This is a genomic window from Streptacidiphilus sp. MAP5-3, assembly GCF_041262505.1.
GTDB lineage: Bacteria > Actinomycetota > Actinomycetes > Streptomycetales > Streptomycetaceae > Streptacidiphilus.
This window is the reverse complement of sequence record NZ_JBGCCL010000043.1, coordinates 1-24,599: the sequence shown is the minus strand read 5'-3', so window position 1 is coordinate 24,599 and position 24,599 is coordinate 1. Positions and strand designations below refer to the sequence as shown.

Below are 24,599 nucleotides of genomic sequence, written 5' to 3'. Positions count from 1 at the left end.
CGGGACGGCAAGGTGGCGATGATGCGGCTCCGACGGGAGGACCCGCGGCTCGTCGGTCCCTACCGGCTGCACCGCCGTCTCGGCAGCGGCGGGATGGGCGATGTCTACCTCGGCGCCGACCGCAAGGGCCAGAAGGTCGCCCTCAAGCTGATCCGGGCCGAGTTGGCCGAGGACAACGAGTTCCGCACCCGCTTCGCCCGCGAGGTCGCCGCCGCGTCCCGGATCCGCGGCGGCTGCATCGCCCGGCTCGTCGCCTCCGACATCGACGCCGAACGTCCGTGGCTGGCAACGGTCTACGTCCCCGGGCCCTCGCTCTACAAGCGGGTCGGCGACGACGGTCCGCTGCACTGGCCCGAACTCGCCGCCGTGGGCGCGGCGCTGGCAGACGGCCTGACCCAGGTCCACGACGCCGGAGTGGTGCACCGCGACCTCAAGCCGTCCAACATCCTGCTCTCACCCAAGGGCCCGCGGATCATCGACTTCGGCATCGCCTGGTCCAGCGGCGCGAGCACCCTGACGCACGTGGGCACAGCGGTCGGCTCCCCCGGCTTCCTCGCGCCGGAGCAGGTGCGCGGCGTCGGTGTGACGGGCGCCACGGACATCTTCTCGCTCGGCAGTACGCTGGCCTACGGGGCCACCGGGGACACGCCGTTCGGGTCCGGCAGCTCGGAAGTGATGCTGTATCGGGTCGTGCACGAGGAGCCCGATCTGACGGAGATTCCGGCGGCGCTGGCTCCGCTGATCCGTGCCTGCCTGGCCAAGGATCCGGCGGAGCGGCCGACCCCGGCCCAGGTGCACGAGAAGCTGCGCGAACTGGCCGCGCGTGGGGCGGCGATCGGCCGCAGCATCGCACCGCCGACGCAGCAGCCCGCGCGTCCGCCGCGTGAGGCGCGTGCCGGGCACGACGGGCACGACGGGCGTGAGCCCCAGCAGGACACGCTCCCGGACCCGCAGCGGGACCCGCGCGCCCGGCACGAGGCGCAGCGGGAGGCACAGCGAGAGGCGCAGCGCGATCTGCACCGCGACGCGCACCGGGATCCGCATCGCGAAGCCCAGCGTCCGGCGCAGCGCGACGGGCAGCGGACGGCGGCGGCGCCGCGTGACGCCCGGCGTCCCGGCGCGCGGGAGGGGCGCCCGCCGGGGGCACGCCCCGGCGCGTCGGCTTCGCGGGCGGGCTCGGCGTCCGGCGGCAACGCCGGTTCAGGCCTGCGTTCCGACGCCGGTTCGGCATCCGCCACTGCCTCCGCCGCGGCCTCCGGATCGGCCTCCGCTCGCCCGTCCGGGACCCGGCGTCCGGCGCCGGCGACGGCACGCGAGCCGCAGCCCACGCCCGCGCGCCGTCCCGCGCCCCCGCGTGGAGCGCAGCGCACGCCCCCGCCGAACCGGCCCGCCAACCGTCCCGGTGGTCCCGCCGCGCGGCGGCGGTTGCTGCGGCAGCGGCTGATCGTCTTCATCACCGTCACCGTCGGCGTGGCGCTGGCCATCGCCACCGCCCAGGGGTGCGAGAGCCGTTCGCCCAAGGGCTCCGCCCCGGCGAGCCCCGTGGCCGCCCACAGCGCCACCGCCTCCTCCGGCTCCGTCGCCCAGGACGCGAGCCAGGGGCTGGTCGCGATGTCGGCCGGTGACCCGTCGGCCCAGACGGTCACCGCGATCGACTGGGGCGGGCGTTCGTACCAGGACCCGGCCGACGGCTCCCGGATCGACCTGCGTGCCGGGCACGGTACCGGCCCCGGCTCACCGGTCACCTTGACCACGGTGCTGCCCGCCCGGTACATGGGCCGGCCCGCGGCAGTGGTCGTGCTGACCCGCCGGGTCCAGGCGGTGCCCGAGGACATGATCGAGCTGTACCAGGTCCCGTCGAGCGGCGACCCGGTGCTGCTGGCCGCGCACGCCTCGACCGGAAACCCCAACGGCAACAGCAGTTGGCAGATCCAGAACGGCGCGGTGGTCCGCGCGGAGAGCACCCCGGCGACCGGTAGCCGCACGGTCAGCACCACCCGCTACACGGTCGCCGCCAAGGGCGCCATGACCGAGACCTGGCCGGGCAGCACGGCGGCGTCCGCATCCGGCGTCACCTCGCCCACGGCGTCCGCCACGGCCTCGGGGTCCGCCTCCGCAAGCGCTTCGACGTCCGCCTCCCCGACGCAGGGCTGAGCGGCGGAACGGAGCTGGGCGGGGGCGAACTCCCTTGGCACGGAGAGCTTTCCGAGCTGCTTCCGGCCGAGCTCGTCGACGTGCCCTACCTGGCCGCCCGCTACCCCGGCTCCCCCGCCGTCGCCGCCCGGCCGGGCCTCGCCGACGGGGCGAACTGCCAGCTCTACGCCTACGCCGTGCTGGCCCACTTCGGCCTGCGGGTACCGCCGTTGCGCTCCAGGGACCTGTGGTCGGACCGGGCAGCCACGCGCGTCGTCCCGACCGCCCGACCGCTGGACCTGCTTCTCTTCGGCCCCACCGCCGCCCCTTACGGCGCCCACGTCGGCGTCTGCCTCGCTCCGGACCGGATCCTGCACCTGTCCCGCGAGGTCGGCCGCCCGGCCGTCTGGTCCCTCGCCGACTTCGGTGCGCGCCAGCGCCACCGGGTGCTGATCGGCGTCAAGCGCGTGGCGGGAGCGGTCGTTCCGGGCGAGACTCGGAGAGACGGCTCGGAGCGAGGAGGCTCATCCCATGACCACACAGACGCCGGAACCTGACGCCGGCGGGCCCGTGGACTACCGCCCCGCGACCGCTCTGGTCGCCGAAGTCGTGCGGGGCGTGCACGACGAGCAGCTGGACACGGTGACGCCCTGTGCCGGGATCACGGTCGGCGCATTGCTCGACCACATCGACCTGCTCTGCGTCGCCTTCGCGGCGGCGGGCCGGAAGGAGACGCTGCCGGACGGCGGACGGCCCCGGGAGCCGGACGCGTCGCGGCTCGGCGCCGACTGGCGGGACCGGCTGCCCGACCGGCTGGAGACGCTCGCCGAGGCCTGGCGGTCGGCCGACGCCTGGGAAGGGATGACCAGGGTCGGCGGTCTTGATCTACCGGGGCAGATCGCGGGAGCAACCGGCCTGGACGAGGTGCTGGTCCACGGCTGGGACCTGGCCGTCGCCACCGGACAGGCCTTCCCCACCGACGACGCCCAGGCGGCTGCGGCGGTGTCCATCGCAGCCGCCTGGGCTCAGGACGTCGTCGCGCAGAACCCTGACGGCACGCCGGGCCTGTTCGGACCGCCCGTCGCCGTCCCCGACGACGCGCCGCCGCTGGACCGTCTGCTCGGCCTGACCGGTCGCGATCCCGACTGGGCTCCGGTCTGAGCCGGAGGGCCGGTCAGGGACGCGTGGCGTAGAAGGCGACGGCGGAGGCCGCGGCCACGTTGAGCGAGTCGACGCCGTTGGCCATCGGGATGGTGACCCACTCGTCGGCCGCGCGCAGAGCCGCCGTGGAGAGGCCGCTGCCCTCCGTGCCGAAGACCAGCGCCAGGCGCTCGTGCGGGCGGGAGACGAACTCGTCCAGCGGGATCGCCCGGTCCGCGAGGCAGAGGGCGGCGATGGTGAAGCCCTCGTCGCGCAGCATCGTCAGCCCGTCCGGCCACGCGTCGAGGACCGCGTACGGGAGGCTGAGCACCGCGCCCATCGAGACCTTGACGGAGCGTCGGTAGAGCGGGTCCGCGCAGCGCGGGCTGAGCAGGACCGCGTCGACGCCGAGCGCCGCCGCGTTGCGGAAGGCCGCGCCGGTGTTGGCATGGTCGACCAGGTCCTCGAAGACCGCGACCCGCCGCGCCCCGGCCAGCACGTCCTTGACCGACGCGGTGGGCTTGCGCTGCATCGACGCGAGTGCGCCCCGGTGCACGTGGTAGCCGGTGACCTGCTCCGCGACGGCCGGGGTGACCGCGTAGACCGGGGCCGGGACCTCGTCGATGACGTCCTTCATCTGGTCGATCCACTTGGCGGACAGCAGCATCGACCGCATCCGGTACCCGGCCAGCCGGGCACGGCGGATCACCTTCTCGCCCTCGGCGATGAACAGGCCCTCCTCCGGCTCGCGGCGGCGGCGCAGTTCGACGTCGGTGAGGGCGACGTAGTCGTGGAGGCGCGGGTCCTCCGGGTCCTCGATGGTGATGAGCTCGGCCACGGGTCGATCCTGCCCGCTACGGCTCACGGTGCCAAGGCGACGACGTCACCGATCACGACGACCGCGGGCGGCCGGATGCCCTCCGCCTCCACGACAGCGGCCACATCGGCCAGTGTGGCCCGGACGACGCGCTGCGCGGCGGTCGTCCCCTCCTGGACCACGGCCACCGGCGTCTCCGGCGCGCGCCCGCCCGCGACCAGCGCGGCGGAGATGGCGGCGATCCGCTCCACGGCCATCAGCAGCACCAGCGTGCCGCGCATCTTGGCGGCGGCGTCCCAGTTGACCAGCGAGCGCGGGTCCTGGGGCGCGACGTGGCCGGAGATGACGCTGAACTCGTGCGTCACGCCCCGGTGCGTCACCGGGATCCCGGCCGCAGCAGGCACGCTGATGGAGCTGGAGATGCCCGGTACGACCGTGACCGGCACGCCCGCCTCGGTGCAGGCGATCAGCTCCTCCATCCCGCGCCCGAAGACGTAGGGGTCGCCGCCCTTGAGCCGGACCACGAACTTGCCCGCTCGCGCGTGCTCGATCAGCGCGTTGTTGATCGCCTCCTGGGCCATGTACCGGCCGTAGGGGATCTTGGACGCGTCGATCACCTCGACGTGCGGCGGCAGCTCCTCCAGCAGCTCGCGCGGGGCCAGCCGGTCCGCGACGACGACGTCGGCCTCGGCGAGCAGGCGGCGGCCCTTGACGGTGATCAGGTCCGGGTCGCCCGGTCCCCCGCCGACGAGCGCGACCCCGGCCGTGCGACCGCGGTGGTGCGCAGCGGCGAGGCTGCCGTCACGCAGCCCGCCGATGATCGCGTCCCGCAGGCCTGCGGACCGGCGCGGGTCGCCGGAGAGGACGGCCACGACCGTCCCCTCCTGCCGCCCGCTGGCGGGCGTCCACGCCGAGGCGGCGGACGCGTCGTCAGCACGTGAGCAGAAGACCCGGAGCGTCTCGGCGTGCGCCGCGGCCGCGGCGTTGGTCTCCGCGTCGGAGGTGGCGATCAGCGCGTACCACGCGTCCGCGAGGTCACCGGGCAGGTAGTTCCGCTGCTCCCAGCGGAGTTCGCCGGCGTCGGCCATCGCCTGGACGGCGGGGGTGGTCTCCGGCGCGATCACGACCACGTCGGCGCCTGCGTTCAGCAAGGCCGGCAGGCGCCTCTGAGCCACCTGTCCCCCGCCGAGCACCACGACCCTGCGGCCGGCGAGGCGCAGCCCGACGGGGTACGGCGGGGTGGTGTCGTCGTCGAGCGGTGCGGTGGGCATGGTCGGCACTCCGTGGGACGCGAGAACTTTTGAGTACATGGGACGTTGCACGACTTAAGGGGCCCCGCGCCCCTTGATAGTGCAACGACAGGCGGCAGCAAAAGGTGAGCCTCGACACGGCGAAGGTCACTGCAGAAGCGATTCTGCCGCCCACCAGGGCGTTAGTGCTTCTCGGTGACCCCGGCCGAGTCGAACGTGGCGACATCGTGCATCGCCCGCGCCGCCGACTGGACCAGCGGCAGCGCGAGCAGCGCACCGGTGCCCTCGCCGAGACGGAGGTCGAGGTCGATCAGCGGACGCAGACCCAGCTTCGCCAGCGCCGCCTTGTGACCCGGCTCCGCCGAACGGTGGCCGGCGATGCACGCCGCCAGCACCTCCGGGGCGATCGCCTTGGCGACCAGCGCCGCCGAACCGGCGATCACGCCGTCCAGGATCACCGGCGTACGCAGCGACGCCGCGCCCAGCAGGAAGCCCGCGATGGCCGCGTGCTCCAGACCGCCGACCGCCGCGAGGACGCCGATCGGGTCGGCCGGGTCCGGCCGGTGCAGCTCCAGGGCCTGACGGATGACGCCGACCTTGCGGGCGTGCGTCTCGTCGTCGATGCCGGTGCCGCGGCCGGTGACGACGGCCGGGTCCTCGCCGGTGAAGACGCAGATCAGCGCCGCCGCCGCGGTGGTGTTGGCGATGCCCATGTCGCCGGTGACCAGCGCCTTGTTGCCCGCCGCGACGAGGTCACGGGCGGTCTCGATGCCCACCTCCAGCGCGCGCATGGCCTCCTCGCGGGACATCGCGGGGCCCTGCGTCATGTCAGCCGTGCCGGGGCGGACCTTGCGCGGCAGCAGGCCGGTGGTGCGGCCGGACTCGATCGCCGGGGGCAGCTCGGAGGCGACGCCCACGTCGACCACGCAGACCTCGGCGCCCAGCTGGGTGGCGAAGGCGTTGACGACCGCGCCGCCCGCCAGGAAGTTGCCCACCATCTGCGCCGTGACCTCCTGCGGCCACGGGGTGACGCCCTGGGCGTGCACGCCGTGGTCGCCCGCGAAGACCGCGACGCACGCGGGCTCCGGGATCGGCGGCGGGCACTTGCGGGAGAGACCGCAGAGCTGCGCGGAGATTATCTCCAGCATGCCGAGCGAGCCGGCCGGCTTGGTCATCCGCTTCTGCCGGTCCCACGCCTCACCGAGCGCCTTGGCGTCCAGCGGGCGGATACCGCGCAGGGTCTCCTGCAGCACGCTGTGCGGCTCCTCGCCCGGGAGGGCGCGGCGGCCGTAGGTCTCCTCGTGCACGACCCAGGAGAGCGGGCGCTTCTTGGCCCAGCCCGCCTGCGCGAGCTCCGGCTCCTCCGGGAACTCGTTGACGTAGCCGACGCAGAGGTAGGCGACGACCTCCAGGTGGTCCGGCAGACCGAGCTCGCGGACCAGCTCCTCCTCGTCGAAGAAGCTGACCCACCCCACGCCGAGGCCCTCGGCCCGCGCGGCGAGCCAGAGGTTCTCCACCGCGAGGGCGGCCGAGTACGGCGCCATCTGCGGCTGGGTGTGCCGGCCGAGGGTGTGCCGACCGCCGCGCGTGCGGTCGGCGGTGACCACGATGTTGACCGGGGTCTCCCGGATCGCCTCGATCTTCAGTTCCTTGAACTGCTTGGCGCGGCTCTTGGGGAGGGAGTCGGCGTAGACGTCGCGCTGACGCTCCGCCAGCTCGTGCATCCGGGTCCGGGTCTTGGCGGAGCGGATCACCACGAAGTCCCACGGCTGCGAGTAGCCGACGCTGGGCGCGGTGTGCGCGGCCTCCAGGACGCGGATCAGCACCTCGTGCGGGATCGGGTCGGTGCGGAAGCCGTTGCGGATGTCGCGCCGCTCGCGCATGACGCGGTGGACCGCCTCGCGCATGTCCTCGTCGTAGGCCGGGGCTGCTTCGCCGTCCACCTCTTCGTCCTCCGCTTCGTCGGCGTCCTTGGCGTCGTGGGCGTCCTCGGTTCCGGCGTCCGTCTCGGCCTCCGCCTCGGCGGCGGGGTCGGCCTCGGGCCGGGGCGCGGCGTCGGCCTCGGGCTGCGGGACGTCCGACTTCTCGGCGTCCGACTGCTCCGGCCGCTCGGCCTGCTCGGTCTGCTCGGCGTCAGCCCGGGTGCCGGGCGCGTGGGTCGCGTCCTCGGCCGCTTCGGGCTTCGCCTCGGCGGGCTGCTCGGGCGCGGTGACGGCCTCGGGCTGCGCGGCATCGGCAGGCGCCTCGGCGGCAGCGCCGGGCTCGACAGCCTCAGCGACTGCCTCGACGGCGGGGTCGGTCACGGTCGGGGAGCCGGCGGCGGACTCGACAGGGGTTTCGGCGATGGTTTCGACGGCGGGCTCCACAACGTTCTCGACGGCCGGCGACTCGGTCGGGGCGTCGTTCTGGTTCACGATCTCGTTCACGTGCTCGACGTCGCTCGGGGTCTCGGCGACGGCCTGCGGCTGCGTCTCGGCGGGGGCCTCGGACGTGGCGTCAGGCTGCGCGGCGACCAGCTCCGGGTCGACGGTCAGCACGCCGGTGCCCTGGGCGGTGACCTCCGGCTCGGCCGGAGCGGCCAGGGTCTCCGCGGTCGCACCGGACGGGGGCGCGATAAAGCTGGCGATCCGGCTCTGCGGAGCGTCAGCGCGCCCGCCCTGTGGCGGAATCACGGCCTCTGCGACCGGAGCCTCGGCGGCGGCCTGGGCCTGCGGCTCTTCCGACGGCGACGCCTGGGCGGGTTGCTCCGCCTGATCCGCCTGCTGCGGCTGCGACTCCACGGGCGCCTCGACCGCGACCGGCTCGGCGGGCTCCACGGGGGCGACCACGACGTTCGGGGTGTCTGCAGCGACGGGCTCGACCGGTGCAACCGGCTCGCCGGAAGGCCCGGCAACGGCCTCGGCGTGCTGTTGCGCCACCACCGGGTTGCCGCCCAGCGTGCTCTCCGGGGAGGGCATCTGCGCCGGAACGACGGGCATGGGCACGGCGGTGGCGACCGCAATCGGCGCACCCGCCTGGGCCTGAGTCTGGGCCTGGGTCTGCGCCGGGTCGGCCTGAGTCTCCACCGCGGCCTGGACCGCCTCCGCTGCGACGGCATGGTCGAGGTACTCGGGCGAGCCGTTGGTGGCACCCGCCGGAACCGGAGCGACCGGCACCGGGATGCCGTGCGGCGGGGTAGCGGACGGGAGGCCGGAGTTGCCGCCGCTGGGCCCGCGGTCGGCCAGCGAGCGGACCGGGACCTGGCCCGTCATCAGGGACGGGTCCGGGATGGGCGGACCGGCGTGCAGCGGACGCCGCTGCTGAGCCTGCTGCTCCGCGATGCCAGGGCCCGACGCCTGTGCCACGGCCTCGACCGACTGCGTCTGCGGCTGCTCGCCGCCGGGCTGGACCTCTGCTGCGTGCCCTGCCTGGGCGTCCTGCTGGAACTCCGGCTGCGCCTGCACAGGTGCCTGCGGCATCGCCTCGGCCGGGACGAAGCCGAGCGCGTCCGGCGTGGCCTCGGCGTGCAGCGCGGGCGGCGCGACCGGCGGCCAGGACGGCGTGGGGGCACCGTTGTGCGCCTGCGCGTAGGCGACGTCACCCGCAGGCATGGCCTCGGGGGCGACTGCCCCGACCGGCGCGACGGGCGCGACCGGCTCCACGGCCTGCGGCAGCGGATCGGTGTGAGGGCCGGTCAGCGGATCGTTGAACAGCTGCGGGAGCGGGTCCGTCAGCGGGTCGATCGGCCGGCCGGGGCTCGACACCTGCACCGGCTGCGCCGCAAGGACGGACGGCTCGGCCAGCACCGGCTGCTGGGCGTACATCTCCGGGCCCGGCACGCCGCCCTGAAGGTACGCCGCCTCGGCGACCTGCACCGGCTGCGCCGCCTGCGGGATCTGGGCGGCCACCGGCACCTGCGCGGCGTGCGGGGCGGCCATCGGCGCGCCCTGCCCCCGCGCCGTGGCCTCGTTCCAGGCGTCCTGCGGACCGGGCATGAGCAGCTCCTCCTCGTCGTCGACTTCGTCGAGGAAGGTGTACGCAGGGCGGCCGACCGCCTGCGGCACCTGCTCCGGCTCGGCGCCCGAGACCTGCCCCCCGTTCGGGACGATGCCGGATTCGCTCATGTCACTGGCTCCTTCCAGGGCCGCCTGGCGTGCGCGGCGACGCGGTGCGCGACCGCGACACCCACCGTTCCGGTCCTCGCCTCGCCGCGGTGGGCCGGAGAGCACCGGCCTGCCGCAAACAAGAACGACAGAACCCGGGCAACCGGCACGATCGCCCCGGACTCACCCGGCATTCTTCCGTCCCATCAGGGGCGATGGCCAACGAGCACGCCCGCCCGCGCTGTGGCTTCCGCCACGTTGCGCTCGCCCCGTAAGAACAGAGCGTCAGCCTACCTGCCGTCAGTGACGGGCAGTGCCACGGTCTTGCCTCATGGACGCACACGTGTGCGAAGCACGCCGCGCGCGGACGGGATCGTCTTGGCAGGGGGAAGTTGCACCTCCAGCGGCGCGGGGAACTGGTTGATCAACTGCGCGCGCGAGAAACCACCCGGTGCGAATGGCCCTGTGCGTTGAGGACCATCCGTCATGGGTGGCTTGCCGCGCAGTTCCCCGCGCCCCTGGAGGTGCGACCACACCCGGCAGGTCAGCAGAGCCCCGCGCCCACCGCTCAAAGCGCCCTAACGGTCGCCCCAGAGCACGTACCGCGGCACCGCCGCGCCCAACTCGCCGCTCGCGTCCAGCGGAGACGACTGCAGCAGAGTGCCGGAGACCGTGTAGCCCGCCTCCGCGAAAGCGTGGCGGACCTCCTCGGCCTGGCCGAGTGTGCGAGGAACCGTGACGATCCGTTCCGGACGGCGGGTCAGGCAGGCGCGCAGCACGTCCGCGCCGTGGCGGACCAGGACCACGTCCGGCTCGGGCAGGTCGGCGAGGGCCTCCGGCGCGGTGCCAGGGACGGTCTGGACCTCGACGCCCGCGCGGCGGGCGTTGACGTCGAGGCGGGCGCAGGCGTCCGCGTCGCGGTCGACGGCGATGACCGCCGCGCCGCAGCGGGCCGCCTCGACGGCGACCGCGCCGTCGCCCGCGCCGACGTCCCAGAGCAGGTCACCGGGGCGCGGGCCGAGCCGGGCGAGCACGAGCGCCCGCACCGGGGCCGGGAGTTCACGTTCGTACCCGGCCTGTTCGGAGGGCAGCGCCCAGCCACGCGCCGGTCCGGGGAAGTCGACCGGGCGGCCGGCGAGCCAGCCGGAGGGCGGCAGCGACTCGGTGCGTGCGGGCCCGCCGACGACCAGCACCACGTTCGGGTCGCGCCACAGGTGGTTGGGGACCCGGTCGGAGGTGAGGACGGTGACGTTCTCCTCCGGCGTGCCGAGTGCCTCGCAGATGACGAAGGTGCGATGCACGTCGCGCAGCATCAGCGCAAGCTCGGACGGTCCGGCGCCGGGCGCGGTGAGCACCGCGACCTTCGGGTGGGCGCGGCAGATGTTGACGGCACGGCGCAGTCCGCGGTTGTGGGTGCTGACGATCTGGGCGTCGTCCCACGGCATCCCGGCCCGTGCGAAGGCGGCGGCCACGGCGGAGACGGCCGGCATGACCTCGATCTCCAGCCCGAACTCGGGACGGCGCAGCGTGCGCACCACGCCGAAGAACCCGGGGTCGCCCTCGGCCACCACGACGGCCGCGCCGCGGTGCTCGGCGATCCTGCGGGCCACCAGTTCGACGCTGCCCAGCACCATCCGCTCGACGCCCTTGCCCAGGCCGAGCCCCTGCAGCTGGTTACCGCCCGCGGCGACCAGCGTGGCCGCGTCGAGCGCGGCGCGGGCCGACTGGCTGAGCGGCGAGCCGTCCCAGCCGATGACGGTGACGCGGTCAGCCACGGCGGTTCCGCCTCCTCACGATGCCCCCAGCGGCCTCGGCGCGGTCTGTGTCGGTGTGTCGGTTCTGTGCGGGTTCAGCGCCGACGCGCAGCCCGGGCGTGTCGTCCGGGTCGGGCGTCGCGTGCGTCGGGCGGGCATACGAACGGTACGCGACCGCGCGAGCGAGCAAGCTCCCGGCGTCCGCGACGGACAGGCTAACGGGTTCCGGGTCCGCGATCACCCCGGGAAAGCTGTGAGCTCCGACGAGGCCAAGGAGACGAGAGCCAAGGAGACGAGAGCCAAGGAAAGGGCGGGACTCAGGACCAGCCGGGCTCGAGGTCCTCCACCAACAGGTCCTCCACCAACAGGTCCTCGGGCAGCAGGCTCCAGACGATCAGGTCGGAGCGGGTCTCGCGGTCGGGCGTCGCGTCGGCGCCGCGCACCAGCCAGGAGCTGCGCAGCACGCCCTCGCTGATCGCGCCCAGCTTCTGGGCCACCTGCTGGGCGGGGGTGTTGCCGGCGGCGGTGCGGAGCTCCATCCGCTCGAACTTCTGGTCCTCGAAGAGCCACTGCGCGACTGCGTGGACGATCTCGCCGGCGTAGCCCTCGCCGCGTGCCCAGGGCGCGACCACGACCTGCGCCTCGGTGCTGCGCAGCCGCCAGTCGGTGGCGCGGAGCCGGACGGTGCCGATCAGACGCTGGGTCAGGAACTCGACCGCCCCCAGAACCAGGCCCCGGCAGCTGTCGCGCTCGCGGGCGGCCCGGCCGTGGACCCAGGCGTGGGCGTCGGCGGCGGTGTAGGGGTGGGGCACGGTGGTCCACTGGTGGACCAGTTCGTCGTTCAGCATCTCGGCCAGAGCCGGGGCATCCTCCGGCTCGAGGGCGCGCAGCACCAGGCGATCGGTGTTGATGGTGATATCCGGGAATCCGCACGCGGATCCCGCCGCGGACCCGGACGGTCCGGTCGCCGTATCGCTGCTGCTCATGGAACGATCATGCTCCAGGGTGGGGGCCGCCGTCACCTGTTTGCCCCGGCGCGCCGAACTGCTCCGGGGCGAACAGGCACTGACGGCTGTGGGAGAACGAGGCTACTCGCTCCGTCAGAAGGCCGGAATCACCGCCCCGCCGAAGGTCTTCTCGATGTACTGCTTGACCTGCGGCGAGTGCAGCAGCTCGGCGAGCTTCTTGACCCGCGGGTCGTTCTGGTTCCCGGCCTTGACGGCGAGGATGTTGGCGTAGGGGTTGCCCTGCGCCTTCTCCAGCAGCAGCGCGTCCTTCGTCGGGCTGAGGTGGGCGTCGAGGGCGTAGTTGCCGTTGATGACGGCCGCGTCGACGTCGCTCAGGGTGCGCGGCAGCTGGGCCGCGTCGATCTCCTGGAACTTGAAGTGCTTCGGATTGCTCGCGATGTCGTCCGGCGTGGCAGTGATGCCGGCGTCGGACTTCAGGGTGATCAGGCCGTTGTCGGCGAGCAGCTTGAGGGCACGGCCCTCGTTGGTGGCGTCGTTCGGCACCGCGATGGTCGCCCCGTCGGCGAGCGCCTTCGCCGACTTCACCTTGTTCGAGTACAGGCCCAGCGGCTCCAGATGGACGGCCTCGACGGAGACCAGGTCGGTGCCGTGGGTCTTGTTGAAGTCCTCCAGGTACGGCAGGTGCTGGAAGTAGTCAGCGTCGGCGGAGCCGTCCTGCACGGCGAGGTTCGGGGTGACGTAGTCGGTCACCACCTGGACCTGGAGCTTCAGACCGACCTTGGGCGCGAGGTTCTTCGCGATGAAGTCGAGGATCTGCGCGTGCGGCGTCGGCGAGGCGGCGACGATCAGCGGCTTGTCGGCGTCGGCCGCCGAGCCGGAGGCGCTGCCGGAGGTCGAACCGGAGCCGCACGCGGCCAGCGAGAGGGCCAGGGCGCCGGTGACGAGGGCGGTGGTGGTGAGCTTCACGGAGGTACGCACGAAAAGTGCCCTTCCTTGGTTGTGCCGAGCGGTGCTTGGTGGTGCTCTGCTCGCGGTGCTTACGTGTGGTGAGGGTGGATCAGCGCGTGGTGCCGGAGGCGACCGGCTCCTGCGCGGGGGTGTCCGTGGCCGTCGCGTCGTCGGTGACCGACGCTGCGACCACGGAGGTCTTGGGGGTGGTGACGGTCCGTCGGAACGAAAGTGCGAGGGTGAACCGTCGGGAGGTGGTGCCGCGCTTGTGGTCGAGGCCGCGGGCGAGCCCCTCGCCGAGCAGCTGGACCAGCGTCACCAGGACGACCAGCTCGGCCGCGATGACCCACATGAAGGTGGTCTCGAAGCGCATGTAGCCGTAGTTGATGGCCAGCGTGCCCAGCCCGCCGCCGCCGACCGTGCCGGCCATGGCCGAGTAGCCGATCAGCGCGATGACGGTGGTGGTCAGCGCCGAGATGAGACCCGGCAGCGACTCGGGGAGCAGCGCCTTGCGGACCACCGTCCAGGTCGAGCCGCCCATCGCCTGCACGGCCTCGATCAGCCCGCCGTCCACGTCGCCGACAGCGGTCTCGACCAGCCGGGCGAAGAACGGGATCGCGCCGACGGCCAGCGGCACGGTCGCCGCCTGCCACCCGAGCGTGGTGCCGGTCAGCCAGCGGGTGAACGGGATGATGGCCACGATCAGGATCACGAACGGCAGCGAGCGGCCGATGTTGACGATCGCGCCGATCAGCTTGTTGACCGCCGCGTTCTGGAGCAGCCCGCCACGGCGGGTCAGCACCAGCAGCAGTCCGAGCGGCAGGCCGACCACGACGGTCGCGAGGGTGGCCAGGCCGACCATCCAGCAGGTCTCCTGCGTCGACTGCCACAGCAGCGGCTGCATGTCCGACCAGTTCACGCCGCCACCTCCACCTGAAGCCCCTGCTCGCGCAGGTAGCCGATCGGTACGACGTTCTCCTCGAAGCTGCCGGGCAGCGCGACGCGCATCCGGCCGACCTGGCGCCCGCCGATCGTCTCGACGGCCGCGCCGACGATGTTGACGTCGACGTTGTAGGTGCGCGCCAGCTGGGAGATGAACGGCTGGACGGCGGCGTCGCCCTGGAAGGTGATGTCGACCAGGGTGCTGCCCTGCAGCGGCTCGTCACCGGCGACGGGCGTGCCGCCGCCGAGCGGGAAGAGCTCGCGGGCCAGCTCCGAGCCGGGCCGGGCGAGCAGCTCGCTCAGCGTGCCGGACTCGACGACCTTGCCCGCCCGCATCAGCGCGGCGGAGTCGCAGACGGACTTGATGACGTCCATCTCATGCGTGATCAGCAGGACGGTCAGGCCCAGCTGTTGGTTGAGTTCGCGCAGCAGCTGGAGCACCGAGCGCGTGGTCTCCGGGTCGAGCGCGGAGGTCGCCTCGTCGGAGAGCAGCACCTTCGGATCTCCGGCCAGCGCCCGGGCGATGCCGACGCGCTGCTTCTGTCCGCCGGACAGCTGCGCCGGGTAGGCGCGGGCCTTGTCGGCGAGGCCGACCAGGTCGAGCAGCTCGGCCGCCTTGGCGGCCCGCTCGCGACGGGTGAGCCCGGTCAGCTCCAGCGGCAGCTGGACGTTCTCGGCGACCGTGCGGCGGGCCAGCAGGTTGAAGTGCTGGAAGACCATCCCGATGGAGCGGCGGGTGGCCCGCAGCTCGCTCGCGGAGAGCTCGGTCAGCTCGCGTCCGTCCACCTGGACGCCGCCCGAGGAGGGCCGCTCCAGCAGGTTGACGCAGCGGATGAGCGTGCTCTTCCCGGCGCCGCTGGTACCGACGACGCCGTAGACCTCGCCGGTGCGGACGTGGAGATCGACGCCGTCGAGAGCGACGGTGTCCCGGCCATGGGCGCGGTAGACCTTACGCAGGTCAGATGTGGTGATCACAGGTGATTCCGTGGGTCGGCGCGCGAGGGCGTGGCACTCGCGCGAGAAGGGGCGTGCGGGGCAACCCGGAGCGGAGCTCTACGGGCGGGGACGAGGCCGAGCGGGGAGGCTCAGCAGCCGCACATTCGACAGCGGCTGCGCGTCATGGCGCGCATGCCACGACCACCTGCCGGCGTTGCGCCGGTGAGGAGGAAGGTCGTGTTCGCTGTCATGGGACTCAGTAAAACAGATGATCCTGGGATCATCCAAAACGAATGCTTGGGCAATAGAGAAGTTGCACTTATCTAAGGGGCGCGGGGAACCGCGCGACAAGCCACCCACGCAGGTAGGGCACCGAACGGGCGGGGCCATCCGCATGTCAGTGGTTTCTCGCGCAGTTCCCCACGCCCCTGGACAGCGCAACCGCGCCTTGAGGAAATCAGGCGGTCGCGGCCAGGTCCTCCACGGGCTTCTCCAGGCCGATGAAGCTCAGTCGGCTGTTGACCTCCTCCACGTCCACCCGGCGGTAGCCGAGGCGCTGGTAGAGGCGGAGGTTGCCGACACTCCGATGCCCGGTGGAGAGGCGGAACGAGCGGGGACGCGGGTCCTCGGCCGTGAGGAGGGTCTCCATCGCGCGCACCAGCCGGGTGCCGAGGCCGTGACGCTGCATCCGCGGGTGGACGCAGAGCCGCCCTATCCTGCCGACGCCGTCCTCGTCGACCCAACCGCGGATCGCCCCCACGACCTCGTCGCCGAGGCGGGCGACCAGCATGCGACGGTCCTTCAGCTCGGCCCGGACGCTCTCCAGGCTCTCCGTCAGCGGGTCGATGGCCCAGTCGCCGTAGAGCTCGGCCTCGTCCTGGTAGCAGAGGTACTGGAGCTTCAGGATCCGCTCGGCATCGTCCTCGGTGGCGACCGAGGTGGTCACGCTCATGCCCATGTGCGCTTCCTCCCTTTCTCGTGAGCCCGGCCGCGCGGAACTGAGGGGAAGCGACCGGGATGCTGACCGGAGGTGTGGTCCGCCCGACGATCATGCGGTGCCACCGGCGAACGTTCCAGAGCCCTTTACCCCGTGGTACTCCGATTGCAACCTGCGCGGTCGTCGGACCGGTTCGCCCGCCGGAGCGGCTTTCCTTGCGACACAGCCGAGTTAGCGCCAGAGTGACACTCCTCACGCCACACTCGAACGGAGCGCCCCGACGTCGGGACACCCTGACGTCCGGCCACCTCACCGCCTCACCACTTCTCCGGGGAGCAACGAGCGATGCGCACAGGCAAGAACACCGACGCGGGCAGGGCCGTCGAGACCGACTACGACCTCCTGGTCGTCGGCGCCGGGCCGACCGGCCTGCTGCTGGCCGGGGACGTCGCCGCGGCCGGGCTTCGCGTGGCGCTGCTGGAGAAGCGTCAGGAGGAGTCGAACCTGTCCCGCGCGTTCGCCGTCCACGCGCGGACGCTGGAGCAGCTGGACGCCCGTGGCCTGGCCGACGAGCTGATGGAGACCGGGGCGCAGATCGACAACCTGCAGATCTTCGGCAGGCTCAAGGTGGAGATGGGCCAACTCCCCAGCCGCTTCCCCATGGTCCTGATCACCCCTCAGTACAACACCGAGGCCGTGCTCCAGCGCCGCGCCCTGGACGCCGGGGTCACCCTCGTGCGCGGGGCCCACGTCACCGCGCTGCGCCAGGACGCCGTCGGCGTGGAGGTCGACGCGACCGTGGACGGCGGCGCCGTCACCTTCCGGGGCACGTACGCCGTCGGTACCGACGGCGTCCACAGCACCGTGCGCGAGTTGCTGGGCGTTCCGTACCCGGGCGAGTCCGCGATCCAGTCGGTGATGCTCGCCGACGTCCGGCTCGAACGGGAGCCGTCCAGCCTGCTGAACGTCGGCGCGAGCGAGGCCGGCTTCACCTTCATGGCGCCCTACGGCGACGGCTGGTACCGGATCCTCACCTGGGACCGGCACGACCAGCAGCCGGACCGCGCCCCCGTCGACTTCGACCGGCTCTGCCGGGTCACCACGCGCATCCTCGGCGAGGACTTCGGCCCGCACGAGCCGCGCGCGCTCTCCCGGTTCCACAGCGACGAGCGGCAGGCGCCGACCTACCGGGTCGGCCGGGTCTTCCTCGCGGGCGACGCGGCGCACTGCCACTCCCCCGCCGGCGGCCAGGGCATGAACACCGGCCTCCAGGACGCCGCCAACCTCGGCTGGAAGCTGGCCGCCGCGCTGCGCGGCTGGGCCGGGCGGGATCTGCTCGACAGCTACCACGCGGAGCGGCACCCGGTCGGGGCGCACGTCCTGCGCACCTCCGGCGGTCTGCTGCGCCTGTCGATCGGTGACGAACCGGCACTGCGGCTGGCCCGCAGGCTGATGCTGGGCGTCGGCAGCCGACTGCGCCCGCTGACCCGACGCGGCGGGCTGGAGATCTCCGGCATCGGCATCTCCTACCACAAGCAGGCCCCGTCCGGCTCCCACCCGTACGTCGGCACACGCGCCCCCGATCTGGAGCTGTCCCGCGACGCGGAGCATGACGGCAAGGGCCCGTCCCGGCTCTACGAGGCCCTGCGGGAGGGGAAGTTCGTCCTGGTCAGCGCGAACGGCCAGGCATCCGACGACCGCTGGTCGGACCGGCTGCTGCACGTCACCTCGCCGCGGCTGAACCACCGGGTAGTGCTGGTGCGCCCGGACGGATACGTGGCCTGGGCGGCTGACGGCCCGACGCCGCAGCAGATGAGCGCGGGCATCGGTGGATGGCTCGGGGAACCGGCGCCCGTGAGCGACCTACAGGCCTGAGAGTGGACCGAGGCGCCGTCTCAGACAGCTGAGACAGCGTGAGCGCGTCGGCCCGATGCTGCCGCGCGGCATCCGCAGCCGCGCGGCCAGCTCGCCGTAGTCGGTGGTGGGCTCGTCGAGGAGCGCGCCCACCAGCTCCGCGCACCGGGCAGGCAGCAGCGCGACGGCGGCGCGCACCTCCGCGGCACGCTCCCGCGCGAGGACGCGCGCCTCCGGGCAGGTGGCGAGGCGGGGCAGCCGCAGTCCGGCCGGGACCTCGTACTCCGGGAACATGTACACACTGTCCATGCCCGTGCTCATGCCTGTGCTCATGCCTGGACAACGGCCGGTGACGGTGCCTCGGCTGCGGCCTCGGCGGGACCGCCACCCGAACGAGGGCAAACCACAGGAAAGCCAGCGACACTCAGGCGTAATCAAGCGATCAACGGAATGTAACCGGGAGCACGTCGCCCGGTGTACCCGTCGGTAACGGGAGGCGACTAGGATCCTGCGCATCGCGCCCGCGCCAGTTACAGATGACGGAGGAACGGTGTTCTACTGGCTGCTCAAGAGGATCGTGGTCGGCCCCGTGGTCCGCACGCTCTACCGCCCTCGTGTCACCGGGGTGGAGAACATCCCCCTCGACGGCCCCGCCATCATCGCGCCGAACCACCTGTCGTTCTGCGACTCGGTCTTCCTCCCGCTGGCCGCGCCGCGTCAGGTGCACTACGTCGCCAAAGAGGAGTACTTCACCGGCCGCGGCGTCAAGGGCCGGCTGATGGCCTCCTTCTTCCGCGGCGTCGGCGCGGTCCCGGTCGACCGCAGCGGCGGGCGCGCCTCCACGGCCGCGATCGACACGGGCATGCGCGAGCTGGCGGCGGGACGCCTGTTCGGCATCTACCCGGAGGGCACCCGCAGCCCTGACGGCCGGCTCCACCGCGGGCGCACGGGTGTCGCCCACCTCGCGCTCGCGAGCGGCGCGCCGGTCATCCCCGTCGGCCTGGTCGCGACGGACGAGGTCCAGGCCAACGGCAGCATGCGCTGGCGCAGGCCGTTCCGGGCCCGCCCCGAGATCCACTTCGGCAAGCCGCTGACCTTCGACCGGTACGAGGGCATGCAGCGCGACCGCTTCGTGCTGCGGGCGGTGACGGACGAGATCGTCTCCGCGATCCTCGACCTCTCCGGTCAGGAGTACGTGGACATGTACGCCACGAAGGCCAAGCTGCTGGCCGCGAAGGCGGCGAAGTCCGAGACGGAACTGAAGAAGGCCGCCTGACGTCGCACGCGCCCTCGGACGCGGCTCCTGACCGGCGCCGCGTCCGAGGGCGCGTGACAATGGTGCGAGGGGTCCCCGATCCCGGGAGGACCCGATGAGTTCCCATGCGCGAGATGCGCGATTCCTTGCCGCCGCAAGCGCGGTCGCCGCGGGGCTGCTGGTGGTGACCGCCGGTGCCACCGGTGCCGTGGCCGCAGGCTCCGGTTCGGCCGGCCCCTCCGGCCCGCCGCCGATGACGACGTCCTCGGCGGGCGCGACCCCGAGCGGCTCCACCAGCGCCTCAGGTGGCACGACGACCACCGTATGGAAGTTCTACAGCGTCAACACCCTGTCCAACATGTACACGGTCAACGGCCAGCCCATCACGAACCCCAGTACCAGCCCGGCCGTCGGCGACTACTTCATCAGCACGGACAACGACTACGCGGGCACCCAGGCCGGCCACTCCTCCGACGTCTCCGCCACCGACCACATCTTCTGCCTGTTCACCAAGCTGCCGGGGACAGCCACCTGCTCCGCGCAGATCGGCACGAGCCAGGGCATGCTCCTCGCGGACAACTCCGTCCAGAACTTCGCCTCACAGAGCCCGACCATCACCCTCAAGATCACCGGCGGCACCGGCGCCTACCAGGGCGCCACGGGAACCGTGGCGGTCACCTCCATCGCCAACACCAGCAACTCCAACGCGGTGGTGACCTGGTCCAAGTAGCAGCACCACGCACCCCCGGGTACAGCGACGGGCCCCTCGTACGAGGGGCCCGTGCCGCAGCGCCATGTTGCGCAGGGTTGTGGCGGGTTGCGCCGGGGGCGACTACCGCTTGGCGGCGAGCCACTCCTCCTGGAGGGTCAGGTTGGACTTGACCTCTGCCAGTTGGACCGCGACCGCCTCCGGCGCGGTGCCGCCGCGGCCGTCGCGGGCGGCGATCGCGCCGTGGACGGAGAGGACCTCGCGGACGTCCGGGGTCAACGCCGGGCTGATCTCCGCGAACTGCTCGTCCGTCAGATCCCACAGCTCCATGTCGCGCGGTTCGCAGAACTTCACGCAGGCGCCCGCGACCTCGTGCGCCACCCGGAAGGGGACGCCGCGCTTGACGAGCCACTCCGCGATGTCCGTGGCCAGCGAGAAGCCAGCCGGGGCCAGCTCCTCCAGACGCTCCTCGTGGACCGTCAGGGTCGCCATCATCCCGGTGAACGCCGGGAGCAGCACCTCCAGCGTGTCGCAGGAGTCGAAGACCGGCTCCTTGTCCTCCTGGAGGTCCCGGTTGTACGCCAGCGGCAGCGCCTTGAGCGTGGCCAGCAGGCCGGTCAGGTTGCCGATCAGGCGGCCGGACTTGCCCCGGGCCAGCTCGGCGATGTCCGGGTTCTTCTTCTGCGGCATGATCGACGAGCCCGTCGAGAACGCGTCGTGCAGCGTGATGAAGCCGAACTCCTTGGTGTTCCAGATGATCACCTCCTCCGCGATGCGGGAGAGGTTGATGCCGATCATCGCCGTCACGAAGGCGAACTCCGCGACGTAGTCGCGGGAGGCCGTCCCGTCGATGGAGTTGGCCGCCGAGCCGCCCTCGAAGCCGAGCTCCGCCGCGACGTACTGCGGGTCGAGGCCGAGCGAGGAGCCCGCCAGCGCGCCCGAGCCGTACGCCGAGACGGACGTCCGCACGTCCCACTGGCGCAGCCGCTCCGCGTCCCGGCTGAGGGCCTGGACGTGGGCGAGCACGTGGTGGGCGAAGAGGACGGGCTGGGCGTGCTGCAGGTGGGTGCGGCCGGGCATGGCCACGCCCGGGTGGGCCTCGGCGAGGCCCACCAGCGCCTGCTGGAGCTCCAGGATCAGGCCGCCGATGATCCGCGCGTGGTCGCGCAGGTACATCTTGCCCAGCGTGGCGATCTGGTCGTTGCGGGACCGGCCCGCGCGCAGCTTGCCGCCGAGCTCGGGGCCGAGCCGCTCCAGCAGGCCGCGCTCCAGCGCGGTGTGCACGTCCTCGTCGGCGACGGTGCCGGTGAGGACGCCCGACTCGACGTCGGCGAGCAGGGCCGTCAGGCCGTCCAGCATCCGGGTCAGCTCGTCGTCGGTGAGCAGTCCGGCGCGGTGCAGGACCTTGGCGTGGGCCTTGGATCCGGCGATGTCGTACGGCGCGAGCCGCCAGTCGAAGTGCACACTTGCTGAAAGTGCAGCCAGCGCCTCCGACGGACCGTCGGCGAACCGCGCACCCCAGAGCCGGACGTCTTCAGTCTTGGCCATGTCGATCAGCCCTGGAGGTCACGCTTGGCGGCGATCTTCGACGACATGCCGAAGATCTCGATGAAGCCCTTGGACATCGACTGGTCGAAGGTGTCGCCGGTGTCGTAGGTGGCCAGGTTGAAGTCGTAGAGCGACTCGGCGGACTTGCGGCCGTCGACGACGGCCCGGCCGCCGTGCAGGACCATCCGGATGTCGCCGGTGACAGACTGGTTGGCCTCGTTGACGAAGCCGTCCAGGGCGCGCTTGAGCGGGGAGAACCACAGGCCGTCGTAGACCAGCTCGCTCCAGCGCTGCTCCACCTGCCGCTTGTAGCGGGCCAGTTCACGCTCTACGGTGACGTTCTCCAGCGCCTGGTGCGCGGTGATCAGCGCGATCGCGCCCGGAGCCTCGTAGATCTCACGGGACTTGATGCCGACGAGGCGGTCCTCGACCATGTCGAGGCGGCCCACGCCCTGCGCACCGGCCCGCTTGTTGAGCTCCTCGATCGCCTGAAGGACCGTCACCTTCCGTCCGTCGATGGCGACCGGGACGCCCGCCTCGAAGGAGATGACGACGGTGTCGGCGTCGCGGGCGACGGCCGGGTTCTGGGTGTAGTCGTAGACGTCCTCGATCGGCGCGTTCCAGATGTCCTCCAGGAAGCCCGTCTCGACGGCGCGACCGAAGACGTTCTGGTCGATCGAGTAGGGGGACTTCTTGGTGGTCGCGATCGGGAGGTTGTTGGCCTCGGCGAAGGCGATCGCCTTGTCACGGGTCATCGCGTAGTCGCGGACCGGGGCGATGCAGGTGAGCTCGGGCGCCAGGTTGGCGATGCCGACCTCGAAGCGGACCTGGTCGTTGCCCTTGCCGGTGCAGCCGTGGGCGACGGTGGTGGCGCCGTGCTTCTTGGCGGCGGCGGCCAGGTGCTTGACGATGACCGGGCGGGAGAGCGCCGAGACGAGCGGGTACTCGCCCTGGTAGAGGGCGTTGGCCTTGATGGCCGGCAGGCAGTACTCGTCGGCGAACTCGTCGCGGGCGTCCGCGACCTCGGCCTCGACGGCGCCGCAGGCGAGGGCGCGCTCGCGGATGACGTTCAGGTCCTCGCCGCCCTGGCCGACGTCGACGGCGACGGCGATCACCTCGGCGCCGGTCTCCTCGGCGATCCAGCCGATGCAGACGGACGTGTCCAGACCGCCCGAGTAGGCAAGTACGACGCGCTCGGTCACGGCTATCTCCAATCACTCACAGGGCAGACGGGGGCATGCATCCAGGACCGCCGGGGGCGACCACGGAAGCACATGGCGACTACGCGGGCAGAGCCTCGCGGCGCTAGGCATAATTATGCATGCCCCCGTATGAAATTCAAAGCCGCTGCGCAGCGATCCAGTCCGCGATCTCCCCGACCACGACGCCGTCCACATGTCCGGGGACCGCATAGTCCGCCGGCGTGGCCGGGCCGTCCCCCATGAAGAAGAAGTGGTCGGCCCGCTCGTGGACGCTGATGGTCACCCCGCGCCGCCCGTCGAGACCCGCGCGCCAGAGGGCGAGATCGTCGGCGACCGTCACCTGGTAGTCGCGCCCACCCTGCAGCACCAACGCGGGCACGTCCAGCGCGGCGAGGGTCGCGACGGGGTCGTAGCCGCGCAGGTCGAGCCAGTAGGCGCCGGAGAGGCCCAGCGGAAGTTCCGTGCCAGGCGTGTCGGCGGCCAGGTCGGGGCTGTCCACCCGGGCCGCCTCGCGCTCCAGCTCGGCGATGGCCGGCTCCGCCTCCGCTGCCAACCCCGGGGTGAGCGCGGCGATGTGCCGGAAGACGCGCACCGCCGCATGGTTCATCGGAGCCGCGTCGGCGGCGAACAGGACCAGCCCCGCGACGGAGGGCTCCGCAGCGGCGACGCGCGGCGCGACCTTGCCTCCCGCACTGTGGCCGAGCACGAAGACGTGCGCGGGATCGACGCCAGGGGTCGCCTGCAGCGCACGGACGGCGGCGACGGCGTGCGGGACGTACTCGTCGGCCAGGGTGAATCCAGGGGTGGCGGCGACGCGGTCGGTGTGGACACCGGTCACCTTGTCGAAGCGCAGCGACGCGACGCCGCGGCTCGCCAGCCCCCAGGCGAGGTCCTTGAGCGGTTTGAGCGGCCCGGCGGTCCCGTCCCGGTCGAAGGGCCCGGCGCCGGAGAGGAGCACCACGCCCGGGGCGGGCGCGGCGACGTGCGGAAGCGTGAGGACGCCCGCGACGGGGCCGAGTCCGGCGTCGAGGACGACCTCGCGCTCCTCAAAGCGGGCCGGGTCGGCGTAGGAGGGCGGGGCCCACGCGGATTCGCCGCCGCCCGCACCGTCGAGCCGCAGCCCCTGCACCGCACCCTCGGTGTCGATGCCCATCAGCACCGTCAGCCCGCCGTGCCGACCGACCAGCGGGACCCCGACACGGACCAGCCCCGGGCCGATCTCTTCGGTCGTCGGCTCGCCGCGCCGCAGGTCCGCTCCGATCATGCCGATCTCGCTCTCCCACGCCTTGCGCAACCCGCCGGCCGGGAGAGCCACCCGCAGCCGCGGCGCGAACCGCGCCTCGATCGCGGCGAAGTCGCCTCGCATCGCCAGGTCCACGAGCGTCAGCCCGACGGCCACCGCTGCTTGCTGTGCTGCCTCCATGCGGTACCCCCTTCGATTGTTCTCACCTTTGCGAAAGGTAGCACACATGAGAGTATTCGACGATGGACTCCCTCGAACTGTTCGCGCATCCGGTCCGCCTGCGCATCATCCACGCCCTGCGCGGCGGGCGGATGCTGACGACCAGTCAGCTGTGCGAGCGGATCCCCGACGCCAGCAAGGCCACGGTGTACCGGCACGTGGACCAGCTCGCGGGCGCGGGCGTGCTGGAGGTCGCCGAGGAGCGTCGCGTCCGCGGCGCGGTCGAACGCGGCTACCGCCTGCGACAGGAGAAGGCCTCCGTGGACGCCGAGACCCTCGCGTCGCTCACCGCGGACGACCACCGGCATGCGTTCACGGCAGCGATGGCGACGCTGATCGCCGAGTTCAGCGGCTATCTGGACCAGGCCGCAGCCGACCCCGTCGCCGACCTGGTCGGCTACCGGCAGCACGGGATCTGGCTGAGCCGGGAGGAACTGACCACGCTCATCGGCGCGCTCCAGCAGGCGATCGTGCCGCTGCTCGGCAACGAGCCCGCGCCGGAACGCGCGCGCTACCTGCTCAGCCCGATCCTCTTCCCGGTCGAGCAACCGGAGAGTCCCAGCTAGGTGTATTGACCACGAGCGTTGTTGACGGTCCTGGGGGCTTGATCATGACGAAGACCTCCGGTGTGGTGGAGGTGTCTAGGCTTCACCGCACACACG

General features: G+C 72.5%; 20 protein-coding genes. 7 read left to right on the top strand and 13 right to left on the bottom strand.

What is annotated here, in order from left to right:
• Window positions 1-21: 21 nt before the first annotated feature.
• The 3 genes from ABH928_RS34490 to ABH928_RS34480 are packed head-to-tail and all read left to right on the top strand — an operon-like array spanning window position 22 to window position 3,294.
• Window positions 22-2,154: a protein kinase gene (locus ABH928_RS34490; protein WP_370072677.1), complete on the top strand. Its 2,133-nt coding sequence runs from the start codon at window positions 22-24 to the stop codon at window positions 2,152-2,154.
• 56 nt (window positions 2,155-2,210) lie between these two features.
• Entirely contained in the window at window positions 2,211-2,690 is a 480-nt protein-coding gene (locus ABH928_RS34485) for a hydrolase (protein ID WP_370072690.1), read from the top strand.
• A complete protein-coding gene (locus ABH928_RS34480) occupies window positions 2,665-3,294 on the top strand; it encodes a TIGR03086 family metal-binding protein (protein ID WP_370072676.1) in 630 nt (209 codons plus the stop codon). Before ABH928_RS34485 ends, ABH928_RS34480 begins: the two co-directional genes overlap by 26 nt.
• Window positions 3,295-3,307: 13 nt before the next feature.
• Here the strand turns inward: ABH928_RS34480 and ABH928_RS34475 are convergent, their stop codons facing one another.
• From ABH928_RS34475 to ABH928_RS34435, 9 genes are all read right to left on the bottom strand, one after another.
• On the bottom strand, window positions 3,308-4,111 hold the full coding sequence (locus tag ABH928_RS34475) for a TrmH family RNA methyltransferase (protein ID WP_370072674.1): 804 nt from the start codon (window positions 4,109-4,111) through the stop codon (window positions 3,308-3,310).
• Window positions 4,112-4,134: 23 nt separating this feature from the next.
• A complete protein-coding gene (gene cobA, locus ABH928_RS34470; protein WP_370072673.1) occupies window positions 4,135-5,361 on the bottom strand; it encodes a uroporphyrinogen-III C-methyltransferase in 1,227 nt (408 codons plus the stop codon).
• A 161-nt stretch (window positions 5,362-5,522) separates the two neighbouring features.
• Window positions 5,523-9,443: a nicotinate-nucleotide--dimethylbenzimidazole phosphoribosyltransferase gene (cobT, locus tag ABH928_RS34465; protein WP_370072672.1), complete on the bottom strand. Its 3,921-nt coding sequence runs from the start codon at window positions 9,441-9,443 to the stop codon at window positions 5,523-5,525.
• 557 nt (window positions 9,444-10,000) lie between these two features.
• A complete protein-coding gene (gene cbiE, locus ABH928_RS34460) occupies window positions 10,001-11,197 on the bottom strand; it encodes a precorrin-6y C5,15-methyltransferase (decarboxylating) subunit CbiE (RefSeq protein WP_370072671.1) in 1,197 nt (398 codons plus the stop codon).
• A gap of 296 nt (window positions 11,198-11,493) precedes the next feature.
• Window positions 11,494-12,162: a GNAT family N-acetyltransferase gene (locus tag ABH928_RS34455; RefSeq protein ID WP_370072670.1), complete on the bottom strand. Its 669-nt coding sequence runs from the start codon at window positions 12,160-12,162 to the stop codon at window positions 11,494-11,496.
• 114 nt (window positions 12,163-12,276) lie between these two features.
• Complete coding sequence (locus tag ABH928_RS34450) at window positions 12,277-13,122, bottom strand: MetQ/NlpA family ABC transporter substrate-binding protein (protein ID WP_370072669.1); 846 nt, start codon at window positions 13,120-13,122, stop codon at window positions 12,277-12,279.
• A 79-nt stretch (window positions 13,123-13,201) separates the two neighbouring features.
• Window positions 13,202-14,011, bottom strand: a complete 810-nt coding sequence (locus ABH928_RS34445) for a methionine ABC transporter permease (RefSeq protein WP_370072668.1) — start codon at window positions 14,009-14,011, stop codon at window positions 13,202-13,204.
• Entirely contained in the window at window positions 14,008-15,009 is a 1,002-nt protein-coding gene (locus ABH928_RS34440) for a methionine ABC transporter ATP-binding protein (RefSeq protein ID WP_370072667.1), read from the bottom strand. The genes ABH928_RS34445 and ABH928_RS34440 overlap by 4 nt, the downstream gene beginning before the upstream one ends.
• Window positions 15,010-15,427: 418 nt before the next feature.
• Window positions 15,428-15,928 (bottom strand): GNAT family N-acetyltransferase, encoded by a 501-nt coding sequence (locus tag ABH928_RS34435; protein WP_370072666.1) that lies wholly within the window; start codon window positions 15,926-15,928, stop codon window positions 15,428-15,430.
• Between the two features lie 324 nt (window positions 15,929-16,252).
• Here ABH928_RS34435 and ABH928_RS34430 point away from each other — a divergent pair, with 324 nt between their 5' ends.
• Window positions 16,253-17,782, top strand: a complete 1,530-nt coding sequence (locus ABH928_RS34430) for an FAD-dependent monooxygenase (RefSeq protein ID WP_370072665.1) — start codon at window positions 16,253-16,255, stop codon at window positions 17,780-17,782.
• Here ABH928_RS34430 and ABH928_RS34425 read toward each other — a convergent pair.
• Window positions 17,771-18,082, bottom strand: a complete 312-nt coding sequence (locus tag ABH928_RS34425; RefSeq protein WP_370072664.1) for a hypothetical protein — start codon at window positions 18,080-18,082, stop codon at window positions 17,771-17,773. The genes ABH928_RS34430 and ABH928_RS34425 overlap by 12 nt on opposite strands.
• A 229-nt stretch (window positions 18,083-18,311) precedes the next feature.
• On the opposite strand from ABH928_RS34425, the gene ABH928_RS34420 reads away from it, so the two are divergent.
• Both ABH928_RS34420 and ABH928_RS34415 read left to right on the top strand, forming a co-directional pair.
• Window positions 18,312-19,037: a lysophospholipid acyltransferase family protein gene (locus ABH928_RS34420; protein ID WP_370072663.1), complete on the top strand. Its 726-nt coding sequence runs from the start codon at window positions 18,312-18,314 to the stop codon at window positions 19,035-19,037.
• A 94-nt stretch (window positions 19,038-19,131) separates the two neighbouring features.
• On the top strand, window positions 19,132-19,746 hold the full coding sequence (locus ABH928_RS34415) for a hypothetical protein (protein ID WP_370072662.1): 615 nt from the start codon (window positions 19,132-19,134) through the stop codon (window positions 19,744-19,746).
• Between the two features lie 102 nt (window positions 19,747-19,848).
• On the opposite strand, the gene argH is transcribed toward ABH928_RS34415, so the two are convergent.
• From argH to ABH928_RS34400, 3 genes are all read right to left on the bottom strand, one after another.
• Window positions 19,849-21,273 carry an argininosuccinate lyase gene (gene argH / locus ABH928_RS34410; RefSeq protein WP_370072661.1) on the bottom strand — a complete coding sequence of 475 codons (1,425 nt, stop codon included), beginning with the start codon at window positions 21,271-21,273 and terminating at the stop codon, window positions 19,849-19,851.
• A gap of 5 nt (window positions 21,274-21,278) precedes the next feature.
• On the bottom strand, window positions 21,279-22,475 hold the full coding sequence (locus tag ABH928_RS34405) for an argininosuccinate synthase (RefSeq protein WP_370072660.1): 1,197 nt from the start codon (window positions 22,473-22,475) through the stop codon (window positions 21,279-21,281).
• 136 nt (window positions 22,476-22,611) lie between these two features.
• The gene (locus ABH928_RS34400) at window positions 22,612-23,898 is read right to left on the bottom strand and encodes an alpha/beta hydrolase family protein (protein WP_370072659.1); all 1,287 of its coding nucleotides are present in this window, start codon (window positions 23,896-23,898) and stop codon (window positions 22,612-22,614) included.
• 62 nt (window positions 23,899-23,960) lie between these two features.
• On the opposite strand from ABH928_RS34400, the gene ABH928_RS34395 reads away from it, so the two are divergent.
• Complete coding sequence (locus ABH928_RS34395) at window positions 23,961-24,503, top strand: helix-turn-helix domain-containing protein (protein ID WP_370072658.1); 543 nt, start codon at window positions 23,961-23,963, stop codon at window positions 24,501-24,503.
• Window positions 24,504-24,599: the final 96 nt, after the last annotated feature.